Raw genomic sequence first — 5,182 nt, forward strand, 5'->3', positions numbered from 1 at the left:
CCCGCCGCTCCGCGGCGGCGGTGCGCCGTGCGCGGCGCGCGGGCCCCTGCGGCGGTCAGTGAGCGGTGTCCGTGTGCCACAGCCGGCGGCCGTCGGCGGCGCGGATCACGACGTCGCCGTCGGCCCCCACCACCAGCTCCGCGCCCGGGTTGCCCGCCGTGGGGGTCTCCCACAGCGGCAGGCCGGCCACGTCCAGCAGCGCCAGCACCCCGTCGGTGCGGAACTCCCCGCTCGCGGCCCCGACACCGGTGGTCGCCCACAGCAGCCGCTCGTTCTCGTCGCGCACGGTCAGGTCGCCGCTCTCCTCGAACCGCAGCCGGGCCCGGCCCGAGCTGATCACCTGGAACCGCTGGAGGACCAGCGGCGCCCGCAGCACCCGGTCCTGCGGCCCGCTGCCGCCCGGCGGAATGGTGCCCTGCGCCAGCTGGTCCAGCGCGCTGAGCGAGGGCACGAAGGTGTACAGCGCCCCCTCGGTGTGCACGAACGGGCGGAAGGACAGCGTCACCGTGCCGTCGCCGTCCGGCCCGCCCCCCGGGACGGCCGGGACCACGGGGAAGGACGCCTCGCCGCCCCGCCCGATCACCGCGTCCCGGCCCGCCTTCGCCGGACGCTCGGGAAAGTCGTCCCGGTCCACCCAGGCGCGCTGCACGAACTCGAACTGGGCCACCAGGTCCGACTGGTAGCAGACGAACAGCAGCCCGCGCGGGGTCTTCGGCCCGCCGTCCACGCCCTGCGGATCCAGCGGCGGCCCGAACGGAATGCCCCGGCGGATGATCCGCCGGCCGTCCAGCGTGCCCTTCTCCGCCAGCGGCTCCCGCGCCTCCGGCCGCGGCTTGAGTCCGTCCCGCGGACTGGTCTTGCGCAGATGCGAGCACAGCGGGGTGATCCGGCCCTCCAGATCGTCCGCGTAGCTGAGGTCGTTGTCCGGTTCCAGGGACGGGTCCGGCCGCGGATCGGCGTCCGGGTGCTTCATCACCGGCGCGCCGGAGGGCCAGCGGCCCACCAGCCGGGCCGCCAGCCATTCCGGCGTGGCGTCCTCGGGGACGGCGCCGTTCTCCTTGAGCCGGGCCAGGTGCCGGTCCAGCTGCCGGCGCCAGCCCTCGACGTCCTGCGCCAGCCGCCGGATCACCTGGAAGGAACCGTTGTTCATCCACGGCGGCAGCCAGGCGGGCAGCCGGTGGTCCAGGGGCAGCCCCACCACGAACTCCCCGGCCGGGATGATCCGGGTGCCCGGCCGCCCCTTCTTGTGCTCGGGACGCTCCGGGTCGGGCTCGTCGAATCCTTCCACCGCGGGCTGGCTGATCCCGTCCTTGAAGCCGAAGTGCTCGTGCCCGCGGTCGGCCCCCGGCAGGGTGGCACCCTCCTGCTCGAAGACCATGCGCACGCCGTGCAGCTTCAGCTCCTGCCGCTCCCAGGCCATCGCCGCCCGCAGATCCTCCGGGCGGTCCGCGGCCAGGGTGAGCACGGCGTGCACCGGCTCGTTGTGCGGGGCGCCGAACAGCCAGTTCTCCGGTGCGCTGCGGCCGGTGTCGCCCAGCATGCCGGCCCGCCGGGCACAGCCCTGGACGAGCGCCTCCTGGGTGGAGCCGCGCGGGATGTCGCTGACCGGCGGGGAGCCCGCCAGGGTCACCAGACCGTCCCAGGTGAAGCCGACGGACCGCCAGATCGCGGCCAGGCTCGCCGGGTCGGCGCCCGCCGAGCGCGCCCGGGCGAAGCTGAAACGGGCGTTGAAGACGGCCACGTCCTGGGTGGTGGAGATCCGGGGGCGCAGCCGGGTGAGCCAGCGGCGGGCCGCACCCGCGTCCCCGAACTGCAGGAACAGCAGCCGGGCATGGTCCTTGCGGAAGCCCGCGATGATGTCGCCCTGGATGTCGGTGCTGTGCCGCAGCGGCAGCGCCTCGTCCTCCACGGCGCTCTGCGCGGGGACCGCACCCGGGACGGCCCGGGAAGCGGGGGACGTGGAGGGCGGGGCAGGAGCGGAGGGCGGGGAGGGCGGGGAGGGGCGCGCGGACGCGGACGGAACGGCGGCGGACGGTCGGGCGGGCGAGGGGGCCATCGGCACNACGGCGGCGGACGGTCGGGCGGGCGAGGGGGCCATCGGCACTCCGGAGGGGGAACGGGGCTGCCGGCCGCCCGCCCGCTCCGCACCGGCCGTGCCGGACGCGGGAGCGGACGGAGGGCCGGAAACCTCTGCGGCGCGGTCCCGTACCTAACGGCCCGCCCGGCCGCCGCGCGCCGGTGTCCGGCGGAAATCACCCGGACGGCGCAGGGTGATGTCCGCCGGCCGGCCGTGCCGGGTCAGCCCTGCCGCGCGTCCGGTGCCGGCGAGCCGCCGGTGGTGGAGGTCCCGGTGCCGGCGGCGGTGCCCAGGCCGGAGGGGACGGATCCCTGGGCGTGCACGCCCAGGGCCACCTTGGTCCAGCCCGCCTCGCGGCGGTCGAAGGTCCGGTAGGCGTCCACCGCTGCGGGCAGGTCCGTCCAGCGGGTGACCAGCGGGGTCGGGTCCAGCTCCCCGGAGGTCACCAGGGTCACCAGGTGCGGCAGGTACGTGCGGTGGTTGCAGTTGCCCATCCGCAGCGTGAGGTTCTTCATGAACGCCTCGCCGAACGGGTAGTGCTGCGCCTGCGGCGGATAGACGCCGATGGTGCCCACCGTGCCGGCCTTCGCCACCATCTGCACCGCCCAGCGGGCCGCCAGCGAGGGGGCGTCCCCGGGGACCCAGGTGCCGCCGTCGGGCCGCTGCTCGGGGGCCACCTCGTCGCGCTCCCGGTCGAACTCCTCGGCCTGCCCGGACAGCGACTCGGCCGCCGGTCCGTGCGCGGGGCGCTGCGCGTCGACGCCGACCGCGTCGATGACCCGGTCCACCCCGATGCCCCCGGTGAGGTCGAGCACCGCCTCCACCGGGTCCTCCTCGTTGAAGTCGCAGGTCTCGGCATGCTGGTCCCGGGCGAGAGCGAGGCGGTCGGCGACGCCGTCCACCACGATGATCCGCCCGGCGCCCTGGAGCCGGGCGCAGGCGACGGCGCACTGGCCGACCGGGCCCGCGCCGAGGATCGCCACCGTGTCGCCGGCCCGTACCTCGGCCAGCCGGGCGCCGAACCAGGCCGTGGGGTAGATGTCGGAGAGCAGGATGGCCTGCGCGTCGTCCACGCTGTCCGGCAGCGGCACCAGGCCGACGTGCGCGTACGGGATGCGGGCGTACTCCGCCTGGAGCCCGTCCAGCCCGCCGGCCGCCTCCGGCCCGCCGAAGAACACCGTGCCCGCCCGTCTGCCGCCCGGATTGGCGTTGTCGCACTGTGCGTAGTAGCCGGCGCGGCAGTAGCTGCACACCCCGCAGGCGACGGTGGAGGGCACCACCACCCGGTCCCCGGGGCGGAAGTTGCGCACCCCCGGTCCGGTCTCCTCCACCACCCCGACCGCCTCGTGGCCCAGGATCCGGCCCTCCTGCAGGCCGGGCATGGTGCCGCGGACGAAATGCAGATCGGTGCCGCAGATCGCGGAGGTGGTGATCCGTACGACGGCGTCGTACGGATCGTGGATCTTGGGCGGCGGCACGTCCTCCACGCGGATGTCACCGACGCCGTGCCAGACAACGGCCTTCATGAGTGCTCCCTGTCCTGCTGCGGGCCCTGCTGCGGCAGGGCGTGCGAACGCGGCGACGGGTAGCCAGGCCGGTACCGGTGAAACGGCCGGACCCGTGGACCCCGGCCGTACCGGAGACCGCCGGCGCGGCCGGAACGCCCGGAACGGACCGGCGGGATGCGCCCTGCGCGGCATGCCGCCGTGCGTGCGGGGCCCGGTTGCGCGAGGCTGTGCCGGCGGGGGAAGCGAACGTCACCGGGAGGAGAGAACCGGATGGACCCGCGCCGCCGCCTCGCCCGCACCGACACCGTGCTCGCCGACCCCCGGCTGGTCTCGGCGGCCCGCAGGCTGGGCCACGGCCCGGTGAAGGCGGCGGTGACGGCCGTTCTGGACCGGGCCCGCACCGGCGGACTGCCCGGCGACGCCGCCTCCGTCGCCGACGCGGCCCTTGCCGCGCTGCCGCCCACCGCCGCCGGCCTGCGCCCGGTGCTCAACGCCAGCGGCGTGCTGCTGCACACCAACCTGGGACGGGCCCCGCTGTCGGCCGCCGCCCGTGAGGCGGTGCTGGCCGCGGCGGGAACCACCGACGTGGAACTGGACCTGGCCACCGGCGGCCGGGGGCGCCGCGGCCGTACCGCCCTGGACGCCCTCCTGGAGCGGGTGCCGGACGCCGCGGCGGCGCACGTGGTGAACAACGGCGCCGCCGCCCTGGCCCTGGCCGCCACCGCCCTGGCCGCCGGCCGGGAGATCGTGGTGGGCCGCGGCGAACTGGTGGAGATCGGCGACGGCTTCCGCATCCCCGATCTGCTGGTCGCCACCGGGGCGCGTCTGCGCGAGGTGGGCACCACCAACCGGACCCGGCTGGACGACTACGCGGCGGCCGTCGGGCCGGACACCGCCTTCGTGCTCAAGGTGCACCCGTCGAACTTCCGGATCACCGGCTTCACCCGCTCCACCGGCATCGCCGAGCTCGCCACCCTCGGCGTGCCGGTGGTGTCCGACATCGGCTCCGGGCTGCTCGCCCCGGACCCCGCGCTGCCCGGCGAACCCGACGCGGCCGGCCATCTGCGGGCCGGCGCCGACCTGGTCACCGCCAGCGGCGACAAGCTGCTCGGCGGCCCGCAGTGCGGCCTGCTGCTCGGCCGGGCCCCCCTGGTGCGGCGGCTGGCCCGGCACCCGCTGGCCCGTGCGCTGCGGGTGGACAAGCTGACCCTGGCCGCGCTGGAGGCCACCCTGCGCGGACCGGCCACCCCCACCCACCGGGCCCTGCACGCCCGGCCGGCGGAGCTGCGCGAGCGCGCCGCCCGGATCGCGGACCGGCTGCGCGCCGACGGCATCGACGCCCGCGCCGTGGAGACCCGCGGCGCGGTCGGCGGCGGCGGTGCGCCGGGAGTGACGCTGCCCGGGGCGGCGGTGTCGCTGCCCGCCGGATACGCCGGTGAGCTGCGCCGGGGCACGCCGGCCGTGCTCGGCCGGACCGAGCGGGGCCGCTGCCTGCTGGACCTGCGGGCCGTCCCGGAGGAGGCGGACGCGGACCTGGCCGGCGCCGTCCGGGCGGCAGCGGTCCGGGCCGCTGCCGCAGGTGCCGCACCGGCACCGC

3 protein-coding genes are annotated in these 5,182 nt (G+C 76.9%); 1 reads left to right on the forward strand and 2 read right to left on the reverse strand.

From position 1 onward, the window contains the following. Window positions 1-55 precede the first annotated feature (55 nt). Both GQS09_RS26805 and GQS09_RS26810 read right to left on the reverse strand, forming a co-directional pair. Window positions 56-1,909, reverse strand: coding sequence for a Dyp-type peroxidase (locus GQS09_RS26805; RefSeq protein WP_313896358.1), 1,854 nt, complete (start codon window positions 1,907-1,909; stop codon window positions 56-58). 389 nt (window positions 1,910-2,298) lie between these two features. Beyond that, on the reverse strand, window positions 2,299-3,603 hold the full coding sequence (locus tag GQS09_RS26810) for a zinc-dependent alcohol dehydrogenase (protein ID WP_165990127.1): 1,305 nt from the start codon (window positions 3,601-3,603) through the stop codon (window positions 2,299-2,301). A gap of 252 nt (window positions 3,604-3,855) precedes the next feature. On the opposite strand from GQS09_RS26810, the gene selA reads away from it, so the two are divergent. Continuing rightward, window positions 3,856-5,182 (forward strand): L-seryl-tRNA(Sec) selenium transferase (gene selA, locus GQS09_RS26815; RefSeq protein ID WP_165990128.1); only part of this gene is annotated, 1,327 nt, incomplete at its 3' end.

Origin of the sequence: Streptomyces sp. YIM 98790, assembly GCF_011421595.1 — a bacterium.
In the GTDB taxonomy this organism is placed as follows: Bacteria; Actinomycetota; Actinomycetes; order Streptomycetales; family Streptomycetaceae; genus Streptomyces.